Here is a 25305-nt window from a genome sequence, read left to right on the forward strand (position 1 = left end):
CTCGTCACACCTGCTCACATTTGCCGCCTGAGGCGACAACTGCGAACAAGTGCGACGAGTTACGGACGTACGGCGGGTTCGCACGGAGATCACTCGAACCGGTGAGGCGGCCAACGGCCGCCCGGTGCCTGCCCTTTGGCTACTTCTCGACCTCGGCGGCGAGCTTGGCGAGCAGGGCGTCGTAGATCCGGGCGAGGCCCTTGGGAGCGAAGGTCTTCTCGAAGAAGCCGCCGACGCCGCCCGCGCCCTGCCAGGTGGTGAGCACGACGACCCGGGACTTGCCCTCGCCCGCCGGGGTGACCCGCCAGGTGGTGACCATGGAGGAGTTGCGGTCCTTCTCGACCAGCTCGCCGTCGGTCGGCTCGGTGACCTCCAGCAGGCAGTCGCGGATGCGCTTGCTGGTGGCCTGGAGCTTCCAGTGCACGAGGGTGCCCTCGCCGTCGCCGCCCTCCCGGACCTCGTACTCGCTGAAGTGCTCGGGCAGCAGCTTCTCGCGGGTGCCGCTGTAGTCGGCGAGGGTGTCGAACACCGTCTCCGCGTCCGCTGCGACGATCCGCTCCGTCGTCGCCTCGACCTGCGCCATCGGGTTCCTCCAGGGCCTGGTTCTCGGGTTCGGGGCAAGCCAACCACCCCGCCGCCCGGCCACCAAATCGGGGGGCGCGAAGCGGCCCCGCACGACTCGTCCGCACGACTCGTCCGCACGACTCCTCCACACGATTCGTCCGCACGATCAAGGGAACAAGTGTTCTATTGTGTCGGCAGTGCTACCGAGGAGGCCTCAATGCGCTGGGAGAACCTCACGGACTCCGACCACGCCCGGGCGGCGGACACCGCGCTGTTCGGCGCGGACGCCGTCGTCACCCGCACGTTCGACACGCCCGAGTTCAGAGGCATCACCTTCCACGAGGTGCGGGCCCGCTCGATCCTGAACCGGGTGCCGGGGGCCTCGCGCATGCCGTTCGAGTGGACGGTGAACCCCTACCGGGGCTGCACGCACGCGTGCGTGTACTGCTTCGCGCGCAAGACCCACAGCTACCTGGACCTCGACACGGGGCTCGGCTTCGACTCCCAGATCGTCGTCAAGGTGAACGCGCCCGAAGTGCTGCGCCGCCAGCTGGCCTCGCGCCGCTGGCAGGGCGAGCACGTGGCGATGGGCACCAACGTCGACTGCTACCAGCGCGCGGAGGGCCGCTACCGGTTGATGCCGGGCATCATCGAGGCCCTCACCGAGCGGGCGAACCCGTTCTCCATCCTCACCAAGGGCACGCTGATCCTGCGCGATCTGGACCTGCTGACGCGGGCGGCGCGGGTGACGGACGTGGGCATCTCGGTCTCGGTCGGCTTCACCGACGCGCAGCTGTGGCGCACCGTGGAGCCGGGCACCCCGGCCCCGGAGCGCCGGCTCGAGGTCGTCCGGGCGCTCGGCGAGCGCGGCATCGGCTGCGGGGTGCTGATGGCACCGGTCATCCCCTTCCTCGGCGACGAACCGGCCCAGCTCAGGGCCACCGTGCGGGCCATCGCCGCCGCCGGCGCGACCTCGGTCACACCCCTGGTGCTGCACCTGCGTCCGGGCGCCCGCGAGTGGTTCATGGCCTGGCTCGGCCGGCACCACCCGCACCTGGTCCGCCGGTACGAACGGCTGTACGCGGACGGCGCCTACGCCCCGAAGTGGTACCAGCGCAGGATCACGCGCCAGGTGCACGACCTGGCCCGCGAGTACGGCATCGGTCCCGCGCGCGCGGGGATGCCGCGAAGGATCGAGGAGCCTGAGCACGCGCGCCCGGCCGGACCCCCGTCCCCGGAGCCGGTGCAGCTTTCCCTCATCTGACTCGTCTGACAGCCTTCGGTGCGCGCTCCGGTCGAAGAAGTCGGCCCCGCCCGAGTGAAAGGGATCCTCCATGGCCTACGGATGCATCGCCTCGATGAAGACCCGGCCCGGCTTCCGCGACGAGGTGGTCTCCCTCCTCCTGAGCGCCACCGACGGTCTGCGGGACGCCGGATGCGAGCTCTATCTCGTGGGCCTGTCCGACGACGACGAGACGACGATCTGGGTGACCGAGGTGTGGCGGACCCGGGAACATCACGACGCTTCGCTGGAACTGCCCGAGGCGAAGGACGCGATCGGCCGGGCCATGCCGATGCTGACGGGGGAGTTCACCAAGCAGGAGATGTCGGTCGCGGGTGGGCTCGGGGCCTGACGGCACCGTGAGCCCATCGGGAGCGGCCGAGTAAGAGCATTGGAGGGCATCTTCCGACCCAATCGGGTCAAGTATGGACAGGTCTCGTTCTTCCCAAGGCGCTCCCCGGGACGATCCGGCGAGGACCGCGACCCGCGCGGACCGCAGCCCTTCCGTCCTGGGAGTCCTGGGAGAACGCCATGAGACAACGCGCAGCCGTGCTGTGCGGCGCCGCCGTCATCGCCGCCGGGACCGTCGCCGCCGTCCCCGCCGACGCGAGCGCACCACGGCCCACGCACCCCGCGCCCGCGGCGCCCGCGGCCGGCCTGCGCTGGGAGAAGTGCGCCACGGAGGACTACCCGACCCTCCAGTGCGCGTCCCTGAAGGTGCCGCTCGACCACGCGCGTCCGCGCGGGAGGCAGATCACGCTGGCGCTGTCCCGCGTCCCGCACACCTCCAGGACGTACCAGGGCCCTCTGCTGGTGAATCCCGGCGGTCCCGGAGGCAGCGGGCTGACGCTCGCCGGGTTCGTGGCGTCGTCGCTGCCCGCGAAGGTGGCCGCCCAGTACGACGTCATCGGCTTCGACCCGCGCGGCGTGGGCAGGAGCACTCCCGCGCTGGACTGCCTGCCGGGCCACTTCGACCCGGTGCGGCCCGACTCGCTGCCGGACACGCCGGACGTCGAGCAGGCCAACCTCGCGCGCGCGAAGTCCTTCGCCGACGCCTGCGGCGAGAAGTACGCGGACGTGCTGCCCCACATCGACACGGTCGACGCGGCGCGGGACGTCGACGCGATCCGCGCGGCGCTCGGCTCGGAGAAGCTCAACTACTTCGGCTACTCGTACGGCACCTACCTGGGCGCCGTCTACGCGAAGCTCTATCCGGAGCGGGTGCGGCGGCTGGTCCTGGACTCCGTCGTCGGACCGGACGACGTCTGGTACGACGCCAACCTCAACCAGGACCTCGCCTTCAACGACCGCCACCGGGCGTTCCTGGCCTGGATCGCCGAGCACGACGCGGCCTACGGTCTGGGCAGCGACCCCGAGCGGGTCGAGGCCGCCTGGTACGCCATGCGGACGGCGCTCGCGAAGCGGCCGGCCGGCGGGAAGGTCGGCGCCTCCGAGCTGGAGGACACCTACATGCCCGGCGGGTACTACAACGGCTACTGGCCCTATCTGGCCGAGGCGTTCGCCGCCTGGGTCAAGGACGAGGACACCGGCCCGCTGGTCGAGGCGTACGAGAACTTCGGTGCCCTGGACGCCTCCGGAGACAACGGCTACAGCGTCTACACCGCGGTGCAGTGCCGCGACGCCGCCTGGCCGCGGGACTGGGACGAGTGGCGGGACGACAGCTGGGACCTGTACGAGAAGGCGCCCTTCATGGTGTGGAACAACGCCTGGTACAACGCGCCGTGCGCGTTCTGGCCCACGGGGTCCGGGCAGCCGGTGGACGTCGCCAACGGCGACCTGCCCCCGGTCCTGCTGTTCCAGGCGACCGGCGACGCGGCCACGCCGTACGAGGGCGGCGTCGCCGCGCACCGGCTGCTGCGCGACTCCGCCCTCGTCGTCGAGGAGGGCGGCGGGAACCACGGCATCACGCTGAGCGGGAACGACTGCCTGGACGAGCACCTGACCGCCTACCTGACCGACGGAACGGTGCCGCGCGGCGACGGCGGCGAGGCGGACGCGGTGTGCCCGGCACTGCCGGATCCGAAGCCGCTGGAGTCCAAGGCGGCTTCCACGTCCTCGCGGGGTTCGACCCTGCACGGACTGCTCGGCTTCCGCGGCTAGCCGTCCCGTCGCCGCACGTCGGCCGCACCCCGTCGGCGGCGTTGTCAGTGGCGTGGTCCACGATGGACGCATGAGTGAACTGACCAGGATCCCGGCCCCCGAGGGCGTCGCGCCCGCCGCGCAGTACACCCATGTCGTCCTCGGCACCGGGCGGTTCGTGGCCGTCTCGGGGCAGCTCGCCCTGGACGAGGACGGCAGGGTGGTCGGCGAGGGCGATCCCGCGGCCCAGGCCCGCCAGGTCTTCGAGAACCTGCGCCGGTGCCTGGCCTCGGCCGGAGCGGTCTTCGACGACGTGGTGAAGCTGACCTTCTTCGTCACGGACATGGCCCACATGGGCGCGATCCGCGCCGCCCGCGCCGAGCACATACCCGACGACAAGCTGCCGGCCGCCTCCGCGGTGCAGGTGGCCGCGCTGGTCCGGCCGGAGTTCCTCATGGAGATCGAGGCGTTCGCGGTCGTGGCGCCGTGAGCGGTCCGCAGGCGCGCGTGCGGGTGCGGGAGATGGCGCTCGCGGACTGCGACCAGGTGTCCGGGATCCGGGTCCGGGGCTGGCAGAGCGCCTACCGGGGCCTGATGCCGCAGCCGTACCTCGACGCGATGGACCCCGCCGCCGACGCCGAGCGCCGCCGCTCTCTGTTCGCCCGGCCCCCTCAGGGCCTGGTGAACCTGGTCGCCGAGGACGAGGCCGGCGAGGTCGTCGGCTGGGCCTGTCACGGTCCCTACCGGGACGGCGAGGCGCGCACCGCGGACGCCGAGTTGTACGCCCTCTACGTCGACACCGCACGGTTCGGCGCGGGCATCGGCCGGGCCCTCGTCGGGGAGTCGGTACGCCGGTGCCGGGCCGCCGGGCACGCGCGCATGCTCCTGTGGGTGCTCCGGGACAACACCCGCGCCCGGCGCTTCTACGAGCGGGCGGGATTTCGCCCCGACGGAGCCGAGGAACCCTTCGAGGTGGAGGGCGTCGCGGTGCCCGAGGTGCGTTACGCCCGGGCGCTGGACGGCTGACGGCTCGTCATCGCGCGACACCGGCCCGTCGTCGCGCGACACCGGCCCGTCGTCGCGCGACACCGGCCCGTCGTCGCCGGGGCACCGGTCCGCCGCTCACCGCTGCCCCGGGATGCGCGCCAGGGCCCGCACCGCCGCCTGTGCCAGCGCCGGGTGGGCCAGGGCGTCGTTCAGGACGGGGCCGGCGCGGTCGTCCCCGAGGGCACCGAGTCCCTCCACGCAGGCGAGCGCGACACGCCGGTACGGGTCGTGCGGGCGCAGCCGCCGCTCCAGAGTGGTGATCAGCGCGGGCACCGCCTCGGGAGCCCGCAGTTCCACCAGCAGCCGTACCGGGTGCAGGGCGTAGGCGACCCGCAGTTCGTTGGTGGCGAGGGCCGCGGCCGCGCGGGCCGTCCGTGGGTCGCCGAGGCGGGCCAGGGCGTATGCGGCCGAGGCACAGCGGGGCGGGTCGCGGTGGTTCAGCAGGAGTACGAGCGACTCGAAGGCCCGCCGGTCCCCCGCCACCCCCAGCCGGAAGGCGGCCAGCTCCCGGGCCCACAGCGGGTGTCCGGGCTCGGTGAGCACGGCGGCCAGTTCGTCCTGGTCCACGGTCGCCACGAGCCGGTCGTACACGGCCGCGGCTTCCGGAACACCCGAGGCCGCCGACTCGGCCCGTAAGCGCTCCGTGAGCGCTCGCAACTCTTCGTCCATGACACCGAGGTTAGGGGCGTCACACCCCGTCTGGGACGTACATCACGAACGCCGGGGGCTGGCGCGCTCGTTACCGGCGGGTTAACCTCAGACGAGCGGGTCACCCACCCGCAGCAACTCCTCACGGTGGTCTGGTGACGCAACCACCGGGAGGGCAGTCGGTCCGGTACTTCGGGTACCGCATCAGGACTCGGCCTCGGGACAGGGCCGGTCACAGGCCGCCGGGCGGGCGTGTGCACGCCCCCTCAGGACGGCACCGGGCGTGTGCGCGAGTCGGCCCGGCATCACCCGCACTCCCTTCTTTCTCCTCCTTCTCACACACCCGGTGCGCCCCACGGCGTACCCGGGCGTGTTCCCGTCGTCACCCCTCATTCCTGGAGTCCCGCGATGGCCGCTCCCCTGTCCGACACCTCTCTGTCCCCGCTCCGCACCGTCGCCGTCGTCGGCCTCGGCACCATGGGCACCGGCATCGCCGAGATCCTGGCCGGAGCCGGCCGCGAGGTCATCGGCATCGACGTCAGCGAGGCGCAGGCCGTCAAGGCGGTCGCCGCACTGGAGTCCTCCACCGCCCGTGCCGTCGAGCGCGGGCGCCTGACCGGGCAGGAGCGCGCCGACGCCCTGGGCCGCGTCCGCACCTCCACCGACCTGCGGGCGGCGGCCGGCGCCGACCTGGTGATCGAGGTCGTTCCGGAGTCGTACGAGATCAAGCAGCGGGTCTTCCGGGAGCTGGACGGGATCGTGCGTCCCGAGACGATCCTGGCGACCGGCACCAACGCGCTGTCCGTCACGCGGCTGGCCGCGGACTCGGCCCGCCCGGAGCGGGTGCTCGGCCTGCACTTCTTCAACCCGGCACCGGCGATGAAGCTGGTCGAGGTCGTCTCCTCGGTGCTGACCGCGCCCGCCGCCGTCACGGCCGTCACCGACCTTGCTCTGGACCTCGGCAAGGAGCCGGTCGCGGTCGGGGACCGGCCCGGCTTCGTCGCGGACGGGCTGCTGTTCGGGTACCTCAACCAGGCCGCCGCGATGTACGAGGCGAACTACGCCTCCCGCGAGGACATCGACGCCGCGATGCGGCTCGGCTGCGGACTGCCGATGGGGCCGCTGGCCCTGCTCGACCTGGTGGGCGTGGACACCGCGCGCACGGTCCTGGAGGCCATGTACGCCGCCTCCAGGGACCGGCTGCACGCCCCCGCGCCGATCCTCAGGCAGCTCAGCGAGGCGGGCCTGACGGGGCGCAAGGCGGGGCGGGGCTTCTACACCTACGAGGCGCCCGGCAGCGCGGTCGTCGTGCCGGACTCGCTGACCCCCGCCGGGGACGGCGCCCCGGTCGCCGGGCGGCCGGTCCGCGCGGTGGGCGTGGCGGGTTCGGGCACCATGGCGTCCGGCATCGCCGAGGTGTTCGCCAAGGCCGGGTACGAGGTCGTGCTGGCCGCCCGCAGCGCGGAGAAGGCGCAGACGGCCAAGGCCCGGATCGGGAAGTCCCTGTCCCGGTCGGTCGACAAGGGGCGCATGAGCGCCGAGGCGGCCGCGCGGACCCTGGAGCTGATCACTCCGACGGGCACGTACGACGACTTCGCCGACGTCGACCTGGCCGTGGAGGCCGTCGCCGAGGACCTGGAGGTCAAGCGGCAGCTGTTCGGCACGCTGGACAAGGTCTGCAAGCCGGGCGCGGTGCTGGCCACCACCACGTCCTCGCTGCCCGTCGTCGCCTGCGCCCGCGCCACCTCGCGCCCGCAGGACGTGATCGGCATGCACTTCTTCAACCCGGCCCCGGCGATGAAGCTGGTCGAGGTGGTCCGCACGGTGCTGACCGCCGACGACGTGCACGCCACCGTCCACGAGGTCTGCGCCGAGGTGCGCAAGCACGCCGTGGACTGCGGCGACCGGGCCGGGTTCATCGTGAACGCGCTGCTGTTCCCGTACCTCAACAACGCGGTCAAGATGGTGCAGGAGCACTACGCGACCCTCGACGACATCGACGCGGCGATGAAGCTGGGCGGCGGCTATCCCATGGGCCCGTTCGAGCTGCTCGACGTGGTCGGACTCGACGTGTCGCTCGCCATCGAGAAGGTGCTGCACCGGGAGTTCCGCGACCCGGGCCTCGCCCCGGCGCCGCTGCTGGAGCACCTGGTGGCCGCGGGCTGCCTCGGCCGCAAGACGGGCCGCGGTTTCCGCGAGCATGCCCGCCGCTGAGCCGCCGGGCGACTGGCCGCGGTCCGAGGAGGACTGGGGCGGACTGCTCGATCCGGCCGGGTCTCCCCCGCCCCGCGCGGGCGGGGGAATCCCCGGTCACGCGCATGATTGCGCCCGCATGCAGTACGTTCGGGTCATGTCCCAGCCCGCCAAGTCCTCACGTACCTCAGCCACGTCCGACGCGCCGGAGAGCGCGGCCGGCAGCCGAGCCGCCGCCCAGCGGCTCAAAATGCGCCGGGAGCTGGCGGCGGCGGCGATGGAGCTGTTCGCGACCAAGGGGTACGAGGCGACCACCGTCGACGAGATCGCGGCTCAGGCCGGGGTCGCCCGCCGCACCTTCTTCCGCCACTTCCGCTCCAAGGAAGAGGCGATCTTCCCGGACCACGACGACACCCTGGTGCGGGCCGAGGCGGTGCTCAACGCGGCGCCCGCGCACGAGCATCCGCTCGACACGGTGTGCCGGGGCATCAAGGAAGTCATGAAGATGTACGCGGCCCGGCCGGAGATCTCGGTCGCCCGCTACAAACTGACGCGCGAGGTGCCCACCCTGCGCGAGGCGGAGATCGCGTCGGTGGCCCGTTACGAGCGGCTGTTCACCCGTTATCTGCTCGGCCACTTCGACGAGCACGCGCACGACGACGACGCCAACGACGACCCGCTGCTCGCAGAGGTCGCGGCGTCCGCCGTGGTGACGGCGCACAACCACGTGCTGCGGCGCTGGCTGCGGGCCGACGGGCAGGGCGACGTCGAGGCCGAGCTGGACCACGCCTTCGCGATCGTGCGGAAGACCTTCGGCACGGGCATCGGGGCGGGCCGCGGCACGGCCTCCACCGCCCGTCCCGCCGCCTCCTCGGCCTCCGTGCAGGGCGAGGTGCTCGTGACGGTGGCGCGCACCGACGCGCCGCTGCACGAGGTCATGCGCACCATCGAGCAGGCGCTCAAGGAGCGCTGACCGCCCCCTCCGCACCGTTCCGCACTGTGACGACGGCCACCCACCGGGTGGCCGTTTTTGCATGTCGGCGCCCCTTTTTCACCTTCGGCGGGAGATGATTCGATCGATCATCGCTCATCTGTCGCGTAAAGATTTCATCTGAGAAGCATTTCTGGCACTCAGTGCCTTGCGGGGTGACACGCGGTGTCATACGTTGAAGGTGTTCGGGCTGTCCCCGCACCTCATCCCCTGCGCGTCCGAACGCCTGCGTCACAGGCACACACCCTCACCTCAGCAGCACCGACGTAACCCTCAGCGCCCCTCCCTCAGGGCGCTCACCGCCGGAGGCAACACCGTGACCGTGAAGGACATCCTGGACGCGATCCAGTCGCCCGACTCCACACCGGCCGACATCGCCGCACTGCCGCTCCCCGAGTCGTACCGCGCGATCACCGTGCACAAGGACGAGACGGAGATGTTCGCGGGCCTCGAGACCCGCGACAAGGACCCCCGCAAGTCGATCCACCTGGACGACGTGCCGGTGCCCGAGCTGGGCCCCGGCGAGGCCCTGGTGGCCGTGATGGCCTCCTCGGTCAACTACAACTCGGTGTGGACCTCGATCTTCGAGCCGCTGTCCACCTTCGGGTTCCTGGAGCGCTACGGCCGGGTCAGCGACCTCGCCAAGCGCCACGACCTGCCGTACCACGTCATCGGCTCCGACCTCGCCGGTGTCGTCCTGCGCACCGGTCCCGGCGTCAACGCCTGGCAGGCGGGCGACGAGGTCGTCGCGCACTGCCTCTCCGTCGAGCTGGAGTCGTCCGACGGCCACAACGACACGATGCTCGACCCCGAGCAGCGCATCTGGGGCTTCGAGACCAACTTCGGCGGACTCGCCGAGATCGCGCTGGTCAAGTCCAACCAGCTGATGCCGAAGCCCGGCCACCTCAGCTGGGAGGAGGCCGCCGCTCCCGGCCTGGTCAACTCCACCGCGTACCGCCAGCTGGTCTCCCGCAACGGCGCCGGCATGAAGCAGGGCGACAACGTCCTCATCTGGGGCGCCAGCGGCGGACTCGGTTCGTACGCCACCCAGTTCGCCCTCGCCGGCGGCGCCAACCCGATCTGCGTCGTCTCCAGCGACCAGAAGGCGGACATCTGCCGGTCGATGGGCGCCGACGCGATCATCGACCGCAACGCCGAGGGCTACCGGTTCTGGAAGGACGAGAACACCCAGGACCCGAAGGAGTGGAAGCGCTTCGGCAAGCGCATCCGCGAACTCACCGGCGGCGAGGACATCGACATCGTCTTCGAGCACCCCGGCCGCGAGACCTTCGGCGCCTCCGTCTTCGTCACCCGCAAGGGCGGCACCATCACCACCTGCGCCTCGACCTCGGGCTACATGCACGAGTACGACAACCGCTACCTGTGGATGTCCCTGAAGCGCATCATCGGCTCCCACTTCGCCAACTACCGCGAGGCCTGGGAGGCCAACCGACTCATCGCCAAGGGCAGGATCCACCCCACGCTCTCCAAGGTGTACTCCCTCGAGGACACCGGCCAGGCCGCCTACGACGTCCACCGCAACCTGCACCAGGGCAAGGTCGGCGTGCTGTGCCTGGCGCCCGAGGAGGGCCTGGGCGTGCGCGACCACGAGAAGCGCGCGCAGCACCTCGACGCCATCAACCGCTTCCGGAACATCTGAGGAGCGCCACGTGACCGAGCGTCAGAAGGACCGGCCGTGGCTCATGCGCACCTACGCCGGTCACTCCACGGCCGAGGCGTCCAACGAGCTGTACCGGCGCAACCTCGCCAAGGGGCAGACGGGTCTGTCGGTCGCCTTCGACCTGCCGACCCAGACCGGCTACGACTCCGACCACATCCTCGCCCGCGGCGAGGTCGGCCGGGTCGGCGTGCCCGTCGCGCACCTCGGGGACATGCGCCGGCTGTTCCAGGACATCCCCCTGGAGCAGATGAACACCTCGATGACCATCAACGCCACGGCCATGTGGCTGCTGGCGCTCTACCAGGTCGTCGCGGAGGAGCAGGGTGCCGACATCACCAAGCTCCAGGGCACGACCCAGAACGACATCGTCAAGGAGTACCTGTCCCGGGGCACGCACGTCTTCCCGCCGGGACCGTCGCTCCGGCTGACGACCGACATGATCGCGTACACGGTCTCCCACCTGCCGAAGTGGAACCCGATCAACATCTGCAGCTATCACCTGCAGGAGGCGGGCGCCACGCCGGTGCAGGAGATCGCGTACGCGATGTCCACCGCGATCGCCGTGCTCGACGCGGTGCGCGACAGCGGTCAGGTGCCGCAGGAGCGCATGGGCGACGTGGTCGGCCGCATCTCCTTCTTCGTGAACGCGGGCGTGCGCTTCGTCGAGGAGATGTGCAAGATGCGCGCCTTCGGGCGCATCTGGGACCGCGTCACCCGCGAGCGCTACGGCATCGAGAACCCCAAGCACCGCCGCTTCCGCTACGGCGTCCAGGTCAACTCCCTGGGCCTGACCGAGGCGCAGCCGGAGAACAACGTCCAGCGGATCGTGCTGGAGATGCTGGCGGTCACCCTCTCCAAGGACGCACGCGCGCGTGCCGTGCAGTTGCCGGCCTGGAACGAGGCGCTGGGCCTGCCCCGCCCCTGGGACCAGCAGTGGTCGCTGCGCATCCAGCAGGTGCTGGCGCACGAGAGCGACCTGCTGGAGTACGAGGACCTCTTCGAGGGCTCGAAGGTGGTCGAGGCGAAGGTCGAGGAGCTGGTCGAGGCGGCGTTCGCGGAAATGGACCGCATCCAGGAGATGGGCGGCGCCATGGCCGCCGTGGAGTCCGGCTACCTCAAGTCCCAGCTGGTCGCCTCGCACGCCGAGCGCCGGGCGCGGATCGAGTCCGGCGAGGAGAAGATCATCGGTGTCAACGCCTTCGAGGGCACCGAGCCCAACCCGCTGACCGCCGACCTGGACACCGCGATCCAGACGGTCGACCCGGCGGTGGAGGCCCGCGTCGTCGCCTCGCTGCGGAACTGGCGGGACACCCGCTATCAGCCGCCCTTCAACCACCCGCGCCCCTGCAAGGCGCTGGAGAAGCTGAAGGAGGCCGCCCGCGGCACCGGCAACCTCATGGAGGCCACCCTGGAGTGCGCCCGGGCCGGCGCCACGACCGGCGAGTGGGCGGGGGCGCTGCGCGAGGTGTTCGGCGAGTTCCGCGCGCCGACCGGAGTGTCCTCGGCGCCGGTCGCGGTCACCGCCGAGGAGGGCTCGGCCCTCTCCGAGGTGCGCCGCAAGGTGGAGCTGACGGCGAAGGAGATGGGCGTCGGCAAGCTCCGCTTCCTGGTCGGCAAGCCCGGCCTCGACGGCCACTCCAACGGCGCCGAGCAGATCGCCGTGCGGGCCCGCGACGCCGGGTTCGAGGTGGTCTACCAGGGCATCAGGCTCACCCCGGAGCAGATCGTGGACGCCGCCCTCGCGGAGGACGTGCACGCGGTGGGCCTGTCCATCCTGTCCGGCTCGCACGCCCAACTGGTGCCGGACGTACTCGAACGGCTCCGTGTCGCCGGTGCCACAGACATCCCGGTGATCGCCGGTGGCATCATCCCGAACGGTGACGCCGAGGAACTGCGGGCCGCGGGAGTGGCCGCGGTCTTCACCCCGAAGGACTTCGACATCACCGGCATCATCGGCCGGATCGTCGACGAGATCCGGTACGCGAACAAGCTCGACCCCCTGGAGGTCCCCGCATGACGACCGTCAACCGTCTCCGCCCCCGGCGTTCCTGCCTGGCGGTCCCGGGCTCGAACCCGCGCTTCCTGGAGAAGGCCCAGGGCCTCCCGGCGGACCAGGTCTTCCTGGACCTGGAGGACGCCTGCGCGCCGCTCGCCAAGCCGGAGGCGCGGCACACGATCGTCAAGTTCCTCAACGAGGGCGACTGGACCGGCAAGACCCGCGTCGTGCGCGTCAACGACTGGACGACCGAGTGGACGTACCGGGACGTCGTGACGGTGGTGGAGGGCGCGGGCCCGAACCTGGACTGCATCATGCTGCCGAAGGTCCAGGACGCCCAGCAGGTCGTCGCGCTCGACCTCCTGCTCACCCAGATCGAGAAGACGATGGGCTTCGAGGTCGGCCGGATCGGCATCGAGGCGCAGATCGAGAACGCGCGGGGCCTGAACAACGTCAACGAGATCGCCCAGGCGAGCCCGCGCGTGGAGACCATCATCTTCGGCCCGGCCGACTTCATGGCGTCCATCAACATGAAGTCGCTGGTCGTGGGCGAGCAGCCGCCCGGCTACCCGGCGGACGCCTACCACTACATCCTGATGAAGATCCTGATGGCCGCCCGCGCCAACGACCTCCAGGCGATCGACGGCCCCTACCTCCAGATCCGCAACGTGGACGGCTACCGCGAGGTCGCCCAGCGCGCCGCCGCCCTCGGTTTCGACGGCAAGTGGGTGCTGCACCCGGGCCAGGTCGAGGCGTCCAACGAGATCTTCTCGCCCTCCCAGGAGGACTACGACCACGCCGAGCTGATCCTGGACGCGTACGACTACTACACGTCCGAGGCGGGCGGCAGGAAGGGCTCGGCGATGCTCGGCGACGAGATGATCGACGAGGCCAGCCGCAAGATGGCGCTGGTCGTCTCCGGCAAGGGGCGTGCGGCCGGCATGCGGCGCACCGGCAAGTTCGAGATCCCGGAGGGCTGAGGGCGATGCAGTTCGGACGCACCTACGAGGAGTTCGAGGTCGGGGCGACGTACAAGCACTGGCCCGGGAAGACGGTCACGGAGTACGACGACCACCTGTTCTGTCTCCTCACCATGAACCACCACCCGCTCCACATGGACACCAACTACGCCGAGAAGACCACGGACTTCGGCAAGAACGTGGTGGTCGGCAACTACATCTACTCGCTCCTGCTCGGCATGTCGGTCCCGGACATCTCGGGGAAGGCGATCGCCAACCTGGAGATCGAGTCGCTGCGGCACGTGGCGCCGACCTTCCACGGCGACACGCTGTACGGCCAGACGACGGTGCTCGACAAGTGGCCGTCGAAGTCGAAGAACGACCGCGGCATCGTCCACGTCGAGACCAAGGGCTACAAGCAGGACGGCACCCTGGTCTGCGTCTTCCGCCGCAAGGTGATGGTGCCGACCGAGACATACACCAAGGAGCGCGGCGGCGAGCAGCCCGGCCGGCCCGAGCTGAAGGAACAGGGGAAGTAGAGATGAGCCGCCTCGCCCAGACCCACGGCCTCACGGACGTCCAGCGGGAGATCCTCTCCACCGTCCGCGACTTCGTGGACAAGGAGATCATTCCGGTCGCCACCGAGCTGGAGCACCGGGACGAGTACCCGCAGGACATCGTGGACGGGCTGAAGGAACTCGGCCTGTTCGGCCTGATGATTCCCGAGGAGTACGGGGGCCTGGGCGAGTCGCTCCTGACCTACGCCCTGTGCGTGGAGGAGATCGCCCGCGGCTGGATGTCGGTGTCCGGCATCATCAACACGCACTTCATCGTGGCGTACATGCTCAAGCAGCACGGCACGCAGGAGCAGAAGGACCACTTCCTGCCCCGGATGGCCGCGGGCGACATCCGGGGTGCCTTCTCGATGTCCGAGCCGGCGCTGGGCTCCGACGTCTCGGCGATCTCCTCGAAGGCCGTGCGGGACGGCGAGGAGTACGTCCTGAACGGCCAGAAGATGTGGCTGACGAACGGCGGTACGTCGTCCCTTGTGGCCGTCCTGGTGAAGAGTGACGAGGGTCACCCCGAGGGGACCGCCCCGCACAAGTCGATGACGACCTTCCTGGTGGAGAAGGAGCCCGGTTTCGGTGAGGTCCGCCCGGGGCTGACCATCCCCGGCAAGATCGACAAGATGGGCTACAAGGGCGTCGACACCACCGAGCTCATCATGGACGGCCTGCGCATTCCGGCCAATCGGGTGCTCGGCGGCGTCACCGGCCGAGGTTTTTACCAAATGATGGACGGCGTCGAGGTCGGCCGCGTCAACGTGGCGGCCCGTGGCTGCGGCGTCGCTCAGCGTGCCTTCGAGCTCGGTGTCCAGTACGCCCAGCAGCGTCACACTTTCGGCAAGCAGATCGCCCAGCACCAAGCCATCCAGTTCAAGCTCGCGGAGATGGCTACCAAGGTGGAGGCGGCGCATGCGATGATGGTGAACGCTGCGCGCAAAAAGGACTCGGGCGAACGAAACGACCTGGAAGCGGGGATGGCCAAGTACCTCGCCTCCGAGTACTGCAAGGAGGTCGTGGAGGACGCCTTCCGGATCCACGGCGGGTACGGCTTCTCCAAGGAGTACGAGATCGAGCGCCTCTACCGCGAGGCGCCGATGCTGCTCATCGGTGAAGGCACCGCCGAGATCCAGAAAATGATCATCGGCCGCCGACTGCTCGAAGAGTATCGATTCCAGGGTTAGATGTCCGGATACGGGGTGTTTTCTTGGAGAAGAAGGTCACACCCCGTAGGCAGTGTTCGGCCGCCGACTCAGCTTCCTGGCTTACCCAGTTGCGGCGCGGAGCCGCTACGATCGCCGGAAAGCCGCCGTCCCCCGTCATAGCGCGGCATCATCCGCTACGAAGGTCATCCATGCCCCACAGCCAAACCTCTGCACCTCGCGACAGCCTCGCCGGCGTACGCCTCGCGCGCGGAGCCTCGCCGTGGCTTCTGCCGACCGTCGCCACCGCAGCCGTCAGCCTCCTGCGGGCCCGCCGTTCCGGCGCCGCCAAGGCCGTCGCCGTCCCCGCCACCGCGCTCGCGGCGGGGATGCTGTGGTTCTTCCGCGACCCCGAGCGCGAGATCACCCAGGGCAGGGTCGTCTCGCCCGCCGACGGTGTGGTGCAGAGCATCATGCCGTGGAAGGACGGCCGCACCCGCGTCGCGATCTTCATGAGCCCGCTCAACGTCCACGTCAACCGCGCCCCGCTGTCGGGCACGGTGACGTCGGTCGAGCACGTGCCGGGCGGCTTCGTTCCCGCTTTCAACAAGGAGAGCGAGAACAACGAGCGCGTCGTGTGGCACTTCGACACCGAGCTCGGCGACATCGAGATGATCCAGATCGCCGGCGCGGTGGCCCGCCGTATCGTCCCGTACGTGCCGCAGGGCACCAAGGTCGAGCAGGGCGAGCGGGTCGGTCTGATCCGCTTCGGCTCCCGCGTCGACCTGTACCTGCCGGAGGGTGTCGAGGTGGATGTCGAGGTGGGTCAGAAGACGGTGGCTGGGGTGACTCGAATTGACCGTGATTGATCCACAGACCCAGGCCGGATGGGTGCCGGAGGCCGACGAGGTGGACGACGAGGAGGAGATGCCGCTCTCGCTCCGCCTGTCGATAGCGGACACGCTCACGCTCGGCAACGCCACGTGCGGCTTCATGGCGGTGTACTTCACCACCACCGGCATCCTGATCCCGCACCTCATGGGCAGCGACGAGTCGGGCATGGCCCGGCACAGCGCGGCCACGGCGGTCATCCTGATGCTGTGCGCGGCGATCTTCGACCTGTTCGACGGTCTGGTCGCCCGCAAGCTGCGGTCCTCGCCGATGGGCGCGGAGCTGGACAACCTCTCCGACCTGATCAGCTTCGGCCTCGCGCCGGCGTACTTCGTCCTCGTCTACGGCATGGTCGCGGACGACGCCTACCAGCGGGTGGCGGCGGTGGGGGCGATCGTGGTGCTGCTGGCGGTGGTGCTGAGGCTCGCGCGCTTCTCCTGCGTCACCGTCAAGGACGGCACCTTCCAGGGCATGCCGTCGCCGTTCGGCGCGCTGACGGTGGTGTCGATCGTGCTGCTGGAGCTGCCGTTCGTGGCGACGCTGCTGGCGATCCTCGGGACGGCCTGGCTGATGGTGAGCCGGGTCGAGTACCCGAAGCCGCGGGGGCGCCTCGCGGTGGCGATGCTGTCGTGGATCGTCCTGTCGATGGGGCTGCTGGCCGGGTGGGCGTTCGACGCGCCGAGCGGGCAGTTGCTGCTGCAGACGGGGTGTGCGTTGCAGTTGGTGATGGGGGCGGTGATTCCCCTGTTCGCCACGGCTCGCCGGGTGAACAATTTCCGTGACAATCGGCGGGAGGCGCGGGCGGCGCAGTTGCCGTAGCGCTCCGCTGGGTGGGGCCCCGAACCCCGGGTTGGGTTCGGGGCCCTTCCGTTTGCGCGTGCCCGGCGTCGGTGTCGGCGTCCCTGGGGGCTCCGCCCCCAGACCCCCGGGCCTATGCCCACCCACCACCCGACTCGGTGGGGACATGAGTGGCCGTGGTCGGCCCAACCAGCCCGTCCGGCGTTTGAGGACGAGGCCGTTCAGGCCGAAGCAGGGGTCTGGGGGCGGCAGCCCCCAGGGTCGGGTATGGGAAGGGGCGGCGGGGGCGAAACTCCCCTACGCGACGAAGTCCCGCGCGATGGACTCGGCCACCCGCTCCAGGATCGGCCCCGCGTCCGCGATGCACTTCGCGACGTCCGGCTCCACATCCGTCAGCGGATACGCCCGCCGGATCCCGGCCCGCCCGAGCACCTCCGCCGGCAGCGCGAGGCGCCCGCACACCGCGACGACCTCCTTGCCCGCGGCCCGGGCCGCCGCCGCGACGCCCGCCGGTGCCTTCCCGTGCAGGGTCTGCTCGTCCAGCGAGCCCTCCCCGGTGATCACCAGGTCCGCCCGCTCCAGCGCCGGCGCGAAGCCCAGCACGTCCAGCATCACCTCGATGCCGGGCCGGAACCGCGCGCCCAGCAGCATCGCCCCGAAGCCGATGCCGCCCGCCGCGCCCGCGCCCGGCGACGCGGCGTACTCGGCGGCCCGCGCGCCCACGCCCTCCGTCTGCTCCAGCACCTTCGCGAAGTGCGCGAGGGCCGCGTCCAGGGCCGTCACGTCCTCCGGCGAGGCACCCTTCTGCGGCCCGTAGACCGCCGGGGCGCCCTTCGGCCCGGTCAGCGGATTGTCGACGTCGCTGGCGAGCACCAGCTCCACGTCGGACAGGCGGGGGTCCAGGCCCGACAGGTCGGCCGAGGCCAGGCCCGCGAGGCCGCCCCCGCCCGGCGCGACGGGCTCCCCGTCCGCGCCGAGGAACCGCGCGCCCAGCGCGGCCAGCATCCCGGCACCGCCGTCCGTGGTGGCGCTGCCGCCGACCCCGAACACGATCGTCCGCGCGCCCGCGTCCAGCGCGGCCCGCAGCAGTTCGCCGGAGCCGTACGTGGACGAGGTCAGCGGTGCGAGGACGCCTTCCGGAAGCCGCTGGAGGCCGCTGGCCTCGGCCATCTCCACGACGGCGGTGTCCTCGCGCAGCGCGTACGCCGCCGTCACCTCGTCGCCGAGGGGACCGGCGACCCGTACCTCCCGGCGTTCGAACCCGGCCGCGACCGCGGCGGCCACCGTGCCGTCGCCGCCGTCGGCGACGGGCAGCGCCTCGACCACGACGTCCGGCACGACGCGGCGCAGTCCGGCCGTGACCCGCTCGGCGACCTCGACGGCCGTCAGCGAGCCCTTGAACTTGTCCGCGGCGACGAGTACCCGGCGGGTCCCGTCCACAGCAGCGTCAGCCACCTTGCTCTCCCCTTGCTCTTCGGGCCTTGCGCACGTCAAGGCAGTCGCGCCGCTGCGACCCTAACCGGAGGACGCCCGCGCCGTCATGCCCTGCCCACACCGTGGAACCGGCCGTGCACCCGCCCCGGGAGTGCGCCGGGCCCGGGGCCGGGCCGCTCGTTACCCTTCCGGGATGAGCACTGCTGACTACGCCACCTACATCGCCGGACTGCCCCGCGTCCTCGCCGGTGCCGCCGCGGTCTTCCGGGACGCCGCGGGGCATGTACTGCTCGTCGAGCCCGACTACCGCGAGGGGTGGACGTTGCCGGGCGGCACCATCGAGTCCGACGACGGGGAGACCCCGCGGCGGGGTGCGTGGCGGGAGACCCTGGAGGAGATCGGCCTCGACGTGCGGATCGGCCGGCTGCTCGCGGTGGACTGGTCGAGCGGGGCGGGCAGGCCGCCGATCGTGGCGTACCTGTACGACGGCGGGGTCCTGTCGGAGGACGACCTCAAGGCGATCAGGCTGCAGGAGGAGGAGCTGCTGTCCTGGCGGCTGGTGCCGCGCGAGGAACTCGGCGACCACCTGCTCGGTTCCCTGCACGGCCGGGTGCTGGCCGCGCTGGACGTACTGGCGGACGGCTCCGGCACGGCCGAACTGGTCGACGGCGTACGGGTCGACCGATAACCGTTCGCCGGCCGCACCCCGGCGCCCTACCCTCGACCGCATGACCGGCAAGCCTCTCGTCGCCATCCTCAGCGGTGCCGGCGTCTCCACCGACTCCGGCATTCCCGACTACCGCGGTCCGAACGGGCTGTGGCGGCGCGATCCGGAGGCCGAGAAGCTCGTCACGTACGAGTACTACATGGGCGATCCGGAGATCAGGCGGCGCTCCTGGCTGATGCGGCGCGACACCGCTGCGCTGCACGCCGAGCCGAACGCGGCGCACCGTGCGGTGGCCGACCTGGAGCGGCGCGGGGTACCGGTCCGTGTGATCACGCAGAACGTGGACGGTCTGCACCAGCTCGCCGGGGTCTGTGCCCGCAAGGTCCTCGAACTGCACGGCACCGCGCGCGACTGCGTGTGCACCGGCTGCGGGGCCCGTGGGCCGATGGCGGACGCGCTGGCCCGGATCGAGGCCGGGGAGGCCGACCCGCCGTGTCTGGAGTGCGGCGGCATTCTGAAGTCGGCGACCGTGATGTTCGGCGAGCGCCTCGACCCGGTGGTGCTGGGCGAGGCGGCCGCGATCAGCAAGGCGTGCCAGGTGTTCGTCGCGGTGGGCACCAGTCTCCAGGTGGAGCCCGCCGCCGGACTGGCCGGCGTCGCCGTCGGGCACGGGGCCCGGCTGGTCGTCGTGAACGCCGAGCCGACACCCTACGACGAGCTGGCCGACGAGGTGGTCCGGGAGCCGATCGGCTCGGCCCTGCCCGAGCTGCTGCGCGGGCTGGGCTGAGCCGCGACGGCGGGAACCGGGAGCCGCAGGCCCGTCAGAACAGGGTGTCGGCGAGGCGGTCGATCTGGTCGGGGTCGGAGGACCAGCAGTAGAGCACGACCTCGTCGGCGCCGATGTCCCGGAAGGCGTCGACGGCGGCGCGGATCTCCCGTGCGGTGGTGAGCAGGCCCTTGGTCATGTACTCGGCGCGCCCGGTGAAGGCGTAGTAGTCGCGGAGGTTCTGCCGGGCCCGCTCCACCGTGTCGTCGGGGCCGAGCGCGACGCTCGCCTGGGCGACCAGGCGCGGCCGGCCCGGGCGGTCGTGCTTCTGCCAGACCGCCTCGACCTGGCGGAACAGTCCGCTCATGTGCGCGGCGGGCAGCGCGGCGCCGAGGAAGCCGTCGCCGAACCGGCCGACCCGTTCCAGGGCGGCCGGGGCGAAGCCGCCGAACAGCACGCGCGGTCCGCCGGGGGTGGCGGGGCGGGGTCCGATGGGGCCGACGTCCGTGCCGTAGGACTCGCCGTCCCAGGTGCGGCGCAGCAGGGTCATCTGCTCGTCGAGGCGGCGGCCCCGGCGGTGGAGGTCGATGCCCGCGGCGAGGCAGTCGTCGGCCCGCCCGCCGACTCCGATGCCGAGTGTGAAGCGGCCGCCCGACAGGCGGTCGAGGGTCGCGGTCTGCTTGGCGAGCAGCGCGGTGCTGTGGACGGGGGCGATCAGCACCTCGGTCTGCAGGCGGACGCGGGAGGTGGCACCAGCCAGGGTCGCGAGGGTGATCAGGGGCTCGGGGTTGTCGTAGACGAGCCGGTCGAGCAGGCCGAGCGTGCTGAAGGGGAGCGCGTCGGCGCGCCGGGCCCAGGTCAGCAGCAGGGCGGGGTCGTCGACGGGCAGGCCGAGGCCGATGTGCGGGCGGTGCGTGGAATGCATGGGTGCGGTCCTCCGGAGGGCATGCCGAAAAGTGGCGCCGCCCCTCCGTGGTCCCGGGCTGCTGTGCGCGGGCCTGCTCCCCATCTGCGGCATCGTTCGGGAGAGCGTGGTCTTCGAAGTCCGGTGAGCGTAACGGGCCCCGCGGCGCGCGGACAACGCGTTTTCGCCCGGAGCCCACGCGTCCCACCCGTCTAGAACAGGGCCTGCGGTGCCGCCGCCCCGCGTTCGAAGTCCAGCAGCCGCTGCTTGCGCTCCAGGCCGCCGCCGTAGCCGGTGAGGCCGCCGCTCGCGCCGATGACGCGGTGGCAGGGGACGATGATGCCGATCGGGTTGCGGCCGTTGGCGAGGCCCACGGCGCGGGAGGCGGCCGGGTTGCCGAGGGCCGCGGCGAGTTCGCCGTAGGTGCGGGTCTCGCCGTACGGGATCTTCTGGAGCTGGGCCCAGACCGTGCGCTGGAACGGGGTGCCGTTCAGCCGCAGGCCGAGGGTGAAGTCCTTCAGTTCGCCGGTGAAGTAGGCCTCCAACTGCTCCTCGGTCTCGGCGAAGGGGCGTTCGTCGCGGGCGCCGAAGGTCTCCTCCGCCGGGCGGTGGCGCTGGTCGGTCATGTAGAGGCCGCACAGGGCGCCGTCCTCGGCGACGAGGGTGAGTGCGCCGTAGGGGCTGTCGATCACGGTGTGCTGTTTCACGGGTTTCGCTCCGGCTCCTCGGACGGGCTCGAACGGGCTCATACGGGCAGGAAGTTGATCGGGTGGTCGTCGGTCGCCCACAGGTACTGGACGGCGTACGCCCGCCAGGGCCGCCAGGCCGCCGCGCGGGCGGTGAGCGCGGCCGGGGTGGAGGGCAGGCCCAGTGCGGCGGCGGCGCGGCGGATGCCGAGGTCGGTGGGGAGGAAGGCGTCGGGGTCGCCGAGGGCGCGCATGGCGATGACGTCGGCGGTCCAGGGGCCGAAGCCGGGGAGGGCCAGGAGCCGGGCCCGGGTCTCGGCCCAGTCGCTCTCGACGCCCGGGTTGACGGAGCCGTCGGCCAGGTGGGCGACCAGGGTGGTGAAGGTGGTGCGGCGGGTCCTGGGCATCGCGAGGGTCTCCGGGTCCACCGCCGCCAGCGCCCCGGTCGACGGGAAGAGGTGGGTGAGACCGCCCTCGGGGTCGTCCACCGGGTCGCCGTGCGCGGTGACCAGGCGCGCGGCGTGGGTGCGGGCGGCGGCCGTGGAGACCTGCTGGCCGAGCACGGCCCGTACGGCGAACTCCGCCTCGTCCACCGTGCGGGGGACGCGCCGGCCGGGGGCCTTGTCGACGAGCGGCGCGAGCAGCGGGTCGGCGCGCAGCTGCTCGTCGATCGCCGTCGGGTCGGCGTCCAGGTCGAGCAGGCGGCGGCAGCGGCTGATGGCGACGGTCAGGTCGCGCAGGTCGCTGAGGGTGAGGCGGCAGGCGATGTGGTCGGGGCCCGGGGTGAGGGCCACGATGCCGTGACCGTACGGGAGGCGCAGGGTTCGGCGGTACGCGCCGTCCCGCCACTCCTCCACGCCGGGTACGGCGGTGGCGGCGAGGTGGCCGAAGAGGTTGTCCGGGTTGAGCGGGGCGCGGAAGGGGAGGCGGAGGGACAGGGCGCCGGGGGCGGTGGGGGCCGGGCGGTTCTTGGGGGTGCGGGTGCGCAGTTCGCTCGGGGAGAGGGCGTAGACCTCGCGGACCGTGTCGTTGAAGGTGCGGACGGAGGAGAAACCGGCCGCGAAGGCGACGTCCGCCATCGGCAGCGGGGTGGTCTCGATCAGCAGCCGTGCGGTCTGGGCGCGCTGTGCCCGGGCGAGCGCGAGGGGGCCCGCGCCCAGTTCGGCCAGGAGCTGGCGTTCGACCTGGCGGGTGCTGTAGCCGAGGCGGGCCGCGAGGCCGGGTACGCCCTCGCGGTCGACGACGCCGTCGGCGATCAGGCGCATGGCTCGGGCCGTGAGGTCGGCGCGCCGGTTCCACTCGGGCGAGCCGGGGCTGGTGTCCGGGCGGCAGCGTTTGCACGCCCGGAACCCGGCCTGCTGGCAGGCCGCCGCGCTCGGGTAGAAGGTCATGTTCTCGGGCTTGGGCGGCACCACGGGGCAGCTGGGCCGGCAGTAGATGCGGGTCGTCAGGACGGCCGTGAAGAACCAGCCGTCGAACCGCGCGTCCTTCGACCGGACGGCGCGCACGCAGCGCTCGGTGTCGGTGTGCATTCCCGTCTGCATGCGTCCAGGATGGTGCACCGGCCGGTCCGGGGCTGGCGGGAATCCGACATGGACGTGCCGCGTGCTGGGATCCCGCGGATCACTCCGGGCGCCATGCCGACTCGCGCAGCAGCCGCAGGCCGTTCAGGCCGACCAGTACGGTCGAGCCCTCGTGGCCCGCGACGCCGAGCGGCAGCGGCAGGTGGCCGACCAGGTCCCACAGGACGAGGACGGTGATGAAGACACCGGCGACGGCCAGGTTCTGGACGACCAGTCTGCGGGCCCGCCGGGAGAGGTCCACGACGGCGGGTACGGCCGTCAGTTCGTCGCGCACGACCACCGCGTCGGCGGTTTCCAGGGCCAGGTCGGAACCGGCCCGGCCCATGGCGACCCCGGCGTGGGCGGCGGCCAGTGCGGGGGCGTCGTTGACGCCGTCGCCGACGAAGAGCACCTTGCGTCCGGCCCGCTCCTGTTCCCGTACGGCCTCGACCTTGTCCTCGGGCAGCAGTCCGGCGCGGACGTCGGTGATGCCGGTCGCGTCGGCCACGCGGGCGGCGGCGGCCGCGTGGTCGCCGGTGAGCAGGGTGGGGGCGGTACCGGTGAGGGCGGTGAGCCGGGTGGTGGCCCGGGCGGCGTCGGCGCGGAGGCGGTCGGTGAGGGCGAGGGTGCCCAGGAGGATGCCGTCGCGGGTGACGCGGACGGTGGTTTCGGCGCCGTCGGGGGTGTCCGCGCGGCCGACGTGCACCGTGCGGCCGTCGATCACGGCCGTCACGCCCCGGCCGGGAGCCGCCGTGAAGTCGTCGGCGGGCGCGATGTGCAGTCCCCGGTCGCGGGCGGCGGCCACGATCGCACGGGCCAGCGGGTGCTCGCTGGGGTGCTCGGCCGCGGCGGCCAGGGCGAGGAGGGCGTCGTCGTCGACCCCGACACCGGCCGCGGGGGTCACGGCGGTCACCTCGGGGGTGCCCTCGGTCAGGGTGCCGGTCTTGTCGAGGGCGGCGGTGCCGATCTCGCCGAGGCGTTCCATGGCGACGGCCGACTTGACCAGGACGCCGTGCCGGCCAGCGTTCGCGATGGCCGAGAGCAGCGGTGGCATCGTCGCCAGGACGACCGCGCACGGCGAGGCGACGATCATGAAGGTCATGGCGCGCAGCAGGGCGTCCGTGAGGTCGGCGCCGAGGGCGAGGGGGAGGCCGAAGACCGCGAGCGTGGCGACGACCACGCCGACCGAGTAGCGCTGCTCGATCTTCTCGATGAACAGCTGGGTCGGCGCCTTGGTGCGGGACGCCTCCTCGACCAGGGTGACGATCCGGGCGATGACCGAGTCGGCCGGGTCGCGCCCGACACGGACGCGCAGCGCGCCGGTGCCGTTGAGGGTGCCGGCGAAGACGTCGTCGCCGGGGCGCTTGAGGACGGGCAGGGACTCGCCGGTGATGGTGGCCTGGTCGACCTCACCGGTGCCCTCGACGACCGTGCCGTCGGCGCCGACCCGCTCTCCGGGCCGGACCAGGACCAGGTCGCCGACGGCGAGGTCGGCGGCCGGGACGGTCTCCTCACCGCCTTCTCGCAGGCGGGTCGCGGTGGTGGGGGCGAGGTCGAGCAGGCCGCGCACGGAGTCGGCGGTGCGGGCGGTGGCCAGGGCCTCCAGGGCGCCGGAGGTGGCGAAGATGACGATCAGCAGGGCGCCGTCGAGGACCTGCCCGATGGCCGCCGCGCCGAGCGCCGCGACGATCATCAGCAGGTCGACGTCCAGGGTCTTCTCGCGCAGCGCCCGCAGTCCTTCGAGCGCGGGCTCCCAGCCGCCGGCGGCGTAGGCGACCACGTACAGCGGGCCGTACGTCCAGGCGGGGGCGGAGCCGAGGTCGAGGGGCAGGGCCGCGAGGAAGGCGACGAGGGAGACGAGCGCCCAGCGGGCCTCGGGCAGGGCCAGGACGCGGGTGCGGCGGCGGGGCGGCGCCGCGGCGGCGGGCGCGCTCCGCGGAGCTGGGGCGAGGGTGGTGGACACGCGCCACACCATACAGGAACACATGAAGACTCATTCATTCGTTCATGTGTCTCCAGTGTCTCCGGGGAGTCCTCCAGGTGGGTGCGTAAGATGACGGCATGGGTCACGGAGCCGCCACCACCGCGCAGGACGCCGCCGAGCGGGTGCGCCTGGACGCGGACAACGTCGCGAAGGTGGCCACGACCCTCCAGGCCCTGTCCACCCCGTCCCGGCTGCTGATCCTCGCCCGGCTGCGCGAAGGACCGCTGCCCGCCACCGAGTTGGCGGCGGAGGTCGGCATGGAGCAGTCGGCCTGCTCGCACCAGCTGCGGCTGCTGCGCAACCTCGGTCTGGTGGTCGGCGAGCGCAAGGGCCGTTCGGTGGTGTACGCCCTGCACGACGACCATGTCGCCGGGCTGCTCGACCAGGCCGTCTACCACGTGGAGCACCTGCGGCTGGGGATCAGCGACGCCGCCGGCTGACGGCGCC

24 protein-coding genes are annotated in these 25305 nt (G+C 71.9%); 17 read left to right on the forward strand and 7 right to left on the reverse strand.

Features of this window, described 5'->3' with window-relative positions; genetic code table 11:
• Positions 1-139 precede the first annotated feature (139 nt).
• Positions 140-583, reverse strand: a complete 444-nt coding sequence (locus tag ACFYZ3_RS14525; protein WP_356864994.1) for an SRPBCC family protein — start codon at positions 581-583, stop codon at positions 140-142.
• Positions 584-781: 198 nt separating this feature from the next.
• On the opposite strand from ACFYZ3_RS14525, the gene ACFYZ3_RS14530 reads away from it, so the two are divergent.
• From ACFYZ3_RS14530 to ACFYZ3_RS14550, 5 genes are all read left to right on the forward strand, one after another.
• Positions 782-1828 (forward strand): Rv2578c family radical SAM protein, encoded by a 1047-nt coding sequence (locus ACFYZ3_RS14530; RefSeq protein WP_388516663.1) that lies wholly within the window; start codon positions 782-784, stop codon positions 1826-1828.
• 70 nt (positions 1829-1898) lie between these two features.
• Positions 1899-2198 (forward strand): putative quinol monooxygenase, encoded by a 300-nt coding sequence (locus ACFYZ3_RS14535; RefSeq protein ID WP_388516666.1) that lies wholly within the window; start codon positions 1899-1901, stop codon positions 2196-2198.
• A 179-nt stretch (positions 2199-2377) separates the two neighbouring features.
• Positions 2378-3967 carry an alpha/beta hydrolase gene (locus ACFYZ3_RS14540; RefSeq protein ID WP_388516669.1) on the forward strand — a complete coding sequence of 530 codons (1590 nt, stop codon included), beginning with the start codon at positions 2378-2380 and terminating at the stop codon, positions 3965-3967.
• Positions 3968-4037: 70 nt separating this feature from the next.
• Entirely contained in the window at positions 4038-4436 is a 399-nt protein-coding gene (locus ACFYZ3_RS14545; protein ID WP_388516671.1) for a RidA family protein, read from the forward strand.
• Entirely contained in the window at positions 4433-4972 is a 540-nt protein-coding gene (locus tag ACFYZ3_RS14550; protein ID WP_388516674.1) for a GNAT family N-acetyltransferase, read from the forward strand. The genes ACFYZ3_RS14545 and ACFYZ3_RS14550 overlap by 4 nt, the downstream gene beginning before the upstream one ends.
• A gap of 96 nt (positions 4973-5068) precedes the next feature.
• On the opposite strand, the gene ACFYZ3_RS14555 is transcribed toward ACFYZ3_RS14550, so the two are convergent.
• Positions 5069-5662 (reverse strand): adenylosuccinate lyase, encoded by a 594-nt coding sequence (locus tag ACFYZ3_RS14555; protein ID WP_388516676.1) that lies wholly within the window; start codon positions 5660-5662, stop codon positions 5069-5071.
• A 387-nt stretch (positions 5663-6049) separates the two neighbouring features.
• Between ACFYZ3_RS14555 and ACFYZ3_RS14560 the strand changes: the two genes are divergently transcribed.
• From ACFYZ3_RS14560 to pssA, 9 genes are all read left to right on the forward strand, one after another.
• On the forward strand, positions 6050-7855 hold the full coding sequence (locus tag ACFYZ3_RS14560) for a 3-hydroxyacyl-CoA dehydrogenase family protein (protein ID WP_388516679.1): 1806 nt from the start codon (positions 6050-6052) through the stop codon (positions 7853-7855).
• Between the two features lie 136 nt (positions 7856-7991).
• Entirely contained in the window at positions 7992-8807 is an 816-nt protein-coding gene (locus ACFYZ3_RS14565) for a TetR family transcriptional regulator (RefSeq protein WP_356864986.1), read from the forward strand.
• Positions 8808-9147: 340 nt separating this feature from the next.
• Positions 9148-10485 carry a crotonyl-CoA carboxylase/reductase gene (gene ccrA / locus ACFYZ3_RS14570; RefSeq protein WP_388516874.1) on the forward strand — a complete coding sequence of 446 codons (1338 nt, stop codon included), beginning with the start codon at positions 9148-9150 and terminating at the stop codon, positions 10483-10485.
• 10 nt (positions 10486-10495) lie between these two features.
• Entirely contained in the window at positions 10496-12523 is a 2028-nt protein-coding gene (locus tag ACFYZ3_RS14575) for a protein meaA (RefSeq protein WP_388516681.1), read from the forward strand.
• Positions 12520-13482, forward strand: coding sequence for an HpcH/HpaI aldolase/citrate lyase family protein (locus tag ACFYZ3_RS14580; RefSeq protein ID WP_388516684.1), 963 nt, complete (start codon positions 12520-12522; stop codon positions 13480-13482). The genes ACFYZ3_RS14575 and ACFYZ3_RS14580 overlap by 4 nt, the downstream gene beginning before the upstream one ends.
• Before the next feature lie 5 nt (positions 13483-13487).
• On the forward strand, positions 13488-14000 hold the full coding sequence (locus tag ACFYZ3_RS14585; protein WP_361005368.1) for a MaoC family dehydratase: 513 nt from the start codon (positions 13488-13490) through the stop codon (positions 13998-14000).
• A gap of 2 nt (positions 14001-14002) precedes the next feature.
• Positions 14003-15208: an acyl-CoA dehydrogenase family protein gene (locus ACFYZ3_RS14590; protein ID WP_387059123.1), complete on the forward strand. Its 1206-nt coding sequence runs from the start codon at positions 14003-14005 to the stop codon at positions 15206-15208.
• 170 nt (positions 15209-15378) lie between these two features.
• A complete protein-coding gene (locus ACFYZ3_RS14595) occupies positions 15379-16035 on the forward strand; it encodes a phosphatidylserine decarboxylase (protein ID WP_104631952.1) in 657 nt (218 codons plus the stop codon).
• A 22-nt stretch (positions 16036-16057) separates the two neighbouring features.
• Entirely contained in the window at positions 16058-16876 is an 819-nt protein-coding gene (pssA, locus tag ACFYZ3_RS14600) for a CDP-diacylglycerol--serine O-phosphatidyltransferase (protein ID WP_030178550.1), read from the forward strand.
• A 276-nt stretch (positions 16877-17152) separates the two neighbouring features.
• On the opposite strand, the gene ACFYZ3_RS14605 is transcribed toward pssA, so the two are convergent.
• A complete protein-coding gene (locus ACFYZ3_RS14605) occupies positions 17153-18295 on the reverse strand; it encodes a glycerate kinase (protein ID WP_388516878.1) in 1143 nt (380 codons plus the stop codon).
• Between the two features lie 187 nt (positions 18296-18482).
• Between ACFYZ3_RS14605 and ACFYZ3_RS14610 the strand changes: the two genes are divergently transcribed.
• Positions 18483-18977 carry an NUDIX domain-containing protein gene (locus tag ACFYZ3_RS14610; RefSeq protein WP_388516688.1) on the forward strand — a complete coding sequence of 165 codons (495 nt, stop codon included), beginning with the start codon at positions 18483-18485 and terminating at the stop codon, positions 18975-18977.
• Positions 18978-19017: 40 nt separating this feature from the next.
• Entirely contained in the window at positions 19018-19743 is a 726-nt protein-coding gene (locus tag ACFYZ3_RS14615) for a Sir2 family NAD-dependent protein deacetylase (RefSeq protein WP_388516691.1), read from the forward strand.
• Between the two features lie 34 nt (positions 19744-19777).
• On the opposite strand, the gene ACFYZ3_RS14620 is transcribed toward ACFYZ3_RS14615, so the two are convergent.
• The 4 genes from ACFYZ3_RS14620 to ACFYZ3_RS14635 form a co-directional block, all read right to left on the reverse strand.
• Entirely contained in the window at positions 19778-20647 is an 870-nt protein-coding gene (locus tag ACFYZ3_RS14620) for an LLM class flavin-dependent oxidoreductase (RefSeq protein ID WP_388516694.1), read from the reverse strand.
• 191 nt (positions 20648-20838) lie between these two features.
• The gene (locus ACFYZ3_RS14625) at positions 20839-21333 is read right to left on the reverse strand and encodes a methylated-DNA--[protein]-cysteine S-methyltransferase (RefSeq protein ID WP_388516697.1); all 495 of its coding nucleotides are present in this window, start codon (positions 21331-21333) and stop codon (positions 20839-20841) included.
• A 38-nt stretch (positions 21334-21371) separates the two neighbouring features.
• Positions 21372-22856, reverse strand: coding sequence for an AlkA N-terminal domain-containing protein (locus tag ACFYZ3_RS14630; protein WP_388516700.1), 1485 nt, complete (start codon positions 22854-22856; stop codon positions 21372-21374).
• Between the two features lie 79 nt (positions 22857-22935).
• Positions 22936-24849 (reverse strand): heavy metal translocating P-type ATPase, encoded by a 1914-nt coding sequence (locus tag ACFYZ3_RS14635; RefSeq protein WP_388516881.1) that lies wholly within the window; start codon positions 24847-24849, stop codon positions 22936-22938.
• Between the two features lie 86 nt (positions 24850-24935).
• On the opposite strand from ACFYZ3_RS14635, the gene ACFYZ3_RS14640 reads away from it, so the two are divergent.
• Positions 24936-25298 carry a metalloregulator ArsR/SmtB family transcription factor gene (locus ACFYZ3_RS14640; RefSeq protein WP_164243803.1) on the forward strand — a complete coding sequence of 121 codons (363 nt, stop codon included), beginning with the start codon at positions 24936-24938 and terminating at the stop codon, positions 25296-25298.
• Positions 25299-25305: the final 7 nt, after the last annotated feature.

Origin of the sequence: Streptomyces sp. NPDC001599 (assembly GCF_042893535.1) — a bacterium.
Classification (GTDB): domain Bacteria; phylum Actinomycetota; class Actinomycetes; order Streptomycetales; family Streptomycetaceae; genus Streptomyces.